The organism is Georgenia sp., assembly GCF_054605595.1.
The window spans coordinates 1-4,095 of sequence record NZ_JBTSDU010000187.1 but is presented as its reverse complement, the minus strand read 5'-3'; the positions used below and the strand labels follow the sequence as shown (position 1 = coordinate 4,095).

Sequence of the window (4,095 nt, the reverse complement as noted above, 5' to 3'; positions counted from 1 at the left end):
TGCGACAGGATGGCGCGGATGGCACGCCGTCCCCCGCGAGTGGCGCCGCTGTCGTGCCGCTTGGGCTGACCAGTGTTCGCTGCGCTGGCCGCCCGTGGGATGTGGCGGACGTACGCCACTGGACCCCGTACCGCGACGGAGTCCACGCGGGATGGGATGCCGAAGCGCTGGGCGGGCTCCCCGTCTACGTGGTGACGCCGGACGGCCCACCGGCGCTGGTTCCCCCCAAGGACTCCACCTTCCCCGCCCCGGCCGCCACGGGCGCCCCCACCGCCGAGGATGTGTGCGAGGCGGTGGCGCAGCTACACGACTACATCGTCGTGGACGGCGACCACTCGCCCGGCACGGTGTACCGCTCGCCCGACCGCGCTGCGTGTCTGCGGGTGGCTGCGTACCTGCTGGCCCTCGCCGCCCCGCCCCCGTGACCCCCGCCGCGCGCGATTCGTCCTGACCATAGCAGCACGAGCGCGGGCCACTCGCGCTATATTCCAGCAGCACACAATCCACACCGGATACCGCGGCGCTCCAGCCCGCCCCTCACCAGGGCGGACAAGGGCGCCGTTTCTCGTTCCTGCCCTCACGCCGCCCTCTGCATGGCCGATAGCTCGCCTGCGAACGTGGACGCCCTGCTGGCCTGCCTCACGGCCCGGCAGGCGACGTTTGCACGGGAGTACATGGCGGATCTGGACGCCACAAAGGCGGCGAAGCGGGCAGGATACAGCGTCAAGACGGCCGGCAAGCAGGGGTGGCAGCTCCTAGGCAATCCTAGAATCGCCGCCGCGGTTGCCGCCCTCCAAGCCGCCCGCGCCGCCCGGCTCGACGTCACCGCCGATCAGGTGCTCCGCCAGTGGTGGGCCATCGCCACGGCCGACCCGAACGAGTTGATCGACCTGCGTCGGACCTGTTGCCGCTACTGCCATGGGGAGGGGCACCGCCAGCAGCGCACGCAGGCAGAACTTGAGGACGCGCTGGCGCAGCACGAGCGGGTGACGGCGAAGTGGAAAGACGCGGACGGCCCCGTCCCGGCGTTCGACATGGCCGGCGGCTCTGGCTATGACGCCCGGCTTGCCCCGCACCCGGAGTGCCCCGAGTGCTTCGGCGATGGCGTGGCGCAGGTGTTCCCGAAGGATACCCGCCACCTCTCCCCCGCCGCTCGCCTGCTCTACGCTGGCGTGAAGCAGACGAAAGACGGGCTGGAGATCAAGATGCGAGATCAGGACGGCGCGCTGGCGAACGTGGCCAAGCACCTCGGCATGTTCACCGATACCGCCGCCACCACGCCCGAACAGACCCGCGACACTGGCGTGCTCCGCACCCCCGCCCCTGTGACGGCCGAGGAATGGTCGGCCGTGGCGCAGCAACAGCAGGACGGGCTCCGCGCCCGCACTCGCGACGCCGCGGCATGAGCGCCACCGCCGTCGCCACCGCCCCGCGCGTGGTCATGCAGCCGCAGCCGGGGAGCCAGGCGCTGTTCCTCGCCTGCCCGCTCCCGGAGTGTCTGTACGAGGGCACGCGCGGGCCGGGCAAGACGGAGGCGCTGCTCATGGACTTCGTGCAGCACGTCGGCGCCGGCTACGGGTCGCACTGGCGCGGCATCCTGTTCCGCCGGACGTACAAGCAGTTGGCCGACGTGATCGCCAAGAGCAAGCGGTGGTTCTGGAGAGTGTTCCCGGACGCGAAGTGGAACAAGAGCGATTCGGCGTGGGTGTTCCCCGACGGGGAGGAACTGCTGCTCCGCTACATGCGGACGCCGGACGATTACTGGAACTACCACGGCCACGAGTACCCGTGGATCGGGTTCGAGGAGCTGACCAACTGGCCGACGCTCGACTGCTACCACGTCATGGCGTCATGCAGCCGGTCCAGCGGTCCCGCCGCGATGCCCCGCAAGCGCCGCGCGACGTGCAATCCGTTCGGCGTCGGGCACCAGGATGTCAAGCTGTACTTCATCGACCCCGCCCCGCCGGGCGTGCCGATCATCAATGCCGAGGGCCAGGCGCGCGTCCGCATCTTCGGCCACTACAGCGAGAACCTGGCGCTGCTCAACGCTGACCCCGACTACGAGAAGCGGCTACTCGGCGACCGGAACAAGGAGCGCCGGAAGGCGTGGGCGGCGGGCCGGTGGGACATCAACGCGGGCGGCATGTTCGGCGACGTGTGGGACGAACGCGCGCACGTCCTGAAGCCGTTCGCGGTGCCCGCGTCGTGGCGTATCGACCGCTCCTACGACCACGGCTCGTCCAAGCCGTTCTCGGTCGGCTGGTGGGCGGAGTCGGACGGCACCGTGGCACCGAACGGCGTCCACTACCCGAAGGGCACGCTGTTCAGGATCGGCGAGTGGTACGGATGGGACGGCGAGACACCCAACGTCGGCGTCCGCATGAAGGCGTCGGACATCGCGGCCGGGATCGTGGAGAGAGAGAAGGGGCTCAAGATCCACGGCCGCGTCAAGCCCGGCCCCGCGGACTCGTCAATCTGGACCTCCGAGCCGGGCGAGCCGAGCGTCGGCGACAAGCTGAAGGCGGGCGGCGCCGACTTCGTGCCCGCCAACAAGGCGCCGGGCTCGCGCAAGCTGGGCTGGGAAGAATGCCGCAACCGGCTGTCCGACGTGCTCGACGCGTACGAATCGCGGACGCCACTGGAGACGCCCGGCATTTTCATCTTCGACAACTGCCGCCAGTGCCTCCGCATCCTGCCGTCCGTGCCGCGTGACGAGCGCGACCCCGACGACGTGGACACCGACGCCGAGGACCACCTGCCCGACGAGTTCCGTTATCGCGTGATGGCCCCCCGCCGCGAGTGGCGCCAGGGCACCGCTTCGCTCACCCGCTGACCCCCGCCCCATGCCCACCGACACGCCCGCCACGCCCAGCGCGACCTACTCCAAGCGGCTCCCGCAGTGGACCCGCCTGCGCACCCTGTTCCGTGGCACCGACGCCGTACACGAGGCCGGGGACACGCTGCTGTTCAGGTTCGCGGGGGAGAGTGACGCGGACTTCAAGCGGCGGAAGGAGCAGACGGCGTTCGACAACTACTTCCGCCGCACGGTGCGCGCGCTCGTGGGCCTGATCTTCCGCCGCCCGCCCACGCTCGGCAAGGACGTGTCGGCCGTGATCGTGGGGCAGGCAGAGGACATCGACGGCGCGGGCACGGCTCTCAACGTGCTGGCGCGGATGCTCGCCACGGATGGCATGATTACGGGGCTCGGCGGCATCCTCGTTGACTACCCGACCGTGGCCGACCCGGACGGCGTATCGCTGGCCGTGGAGCAGGCGGCGGGGCTCCGGCCGTACTGGGTGCGCTACCGTGCCGAGGACGTGCTGGTGGCGCGCGTGGGGCGCGTGGGGAACAGGACCGTCTACACGCTGCTCGTGCTGAGGGAGACGGTCGAGGAGCAGGTGGGGCTGTTCGGGGTGGCTGAGATCACGAGGTATCGGGTGTTCAGGCACACGGCCGAAACGGGCGTCACGTTCGAGCTGTGGGAAGAACGGGAGGGCGTGGACGAGAAGGGGAAGACGGCGACACTCACCGTGATGACGCAGGAGCCGCGGCCGGTGCTGGTCGCGGGCAAGCGGCCGATCAGCGCGATCCCGTTCGCGCCGCTGGTAGCGGGCGAGACGGAGGACGCGGGGCTGCAATTCGACTGCGACCCGCCCTTGCTCGACCTGGCCGACCTCAACCTCGACCACTACCGCGTCAAGGCCGACCGCCGAAACGTGATGACGATGGCCTGCACCGTCACGCCCTACCGGATCGGCTACGAAGGGGACGCCAACATCATCCTCGGCCCGTCCGTCTCCATCGACATCCCGAGCCCGGAGGGCAAGGTCGGGCTCTTGGAGCTCACGGGCACGGCGTTCGTGCCGACCGAGCGCGAACTGGACATGATCGTGCGGGCGATGGCGGCGCTGGCGCTCGCGATGCTGGACGCGACGGGCACGCAGCCGGAGACGGCCGAAGCCAAGCGGATAGACTCGGCCGCCCAGAACGCGAGCCTCGCCACGGTCGCGCAGGCGCTACAGGACTGCTTGGAGCGGGCGCTCGGCTTCCACGCGGAGTACCTGGGCGAAGTGGGCGGGAGCATCACGGTCAACA

The 4,095-nt window shown here is 70.2% G+C and carries 4 protein-coding genes; all 4 read left to right on the top strand.

Annotation, left to right across the window (positions count from 1 at the left end; translation table 11 throughout):
- Positions 1-425 (top strand): hypothetical protein (locus ACYC1Z_RS14475; RefSeq protein WP_461410222.1); only part of this gene is annotated, 425 nt, incomplete at its 5' end.
- A gap of 192 nt (positions 426-617) precedes the next feature.
- Entirely contained in the window at positions 618-1,406 is a 789-nt protein-coding gene (locus tag ACYC1Z_RS14470) for a terminase small subunit (RefSeq protein ID WP_461410221.1), read from the top strand.
- Positions 1,403-2,833, top strand: coding sequence for a terminase (locus tag ACYC1Z_RS14465; RefSeq protein WP_461410220.1), 1,431 nt, complete (start codon positions 1,403-1,405; stop codon positions 2,831-2,833). Before ACYC1Z_RS14470 ends, ACYC1Z_RS14465 begins: the two co-directional genes overlap by 4 nt.
- A gap of 10 nt (positions 2,834-2,843) precedes the next feature.
- The coding region (locus tag ACYC1Z_RS14460; protein ID WP_461410219.1) for a DUF4055 domain-containing protein at positions 2,844-4,095 on the top strand (1,252 nt) is incomplete at its 3' end.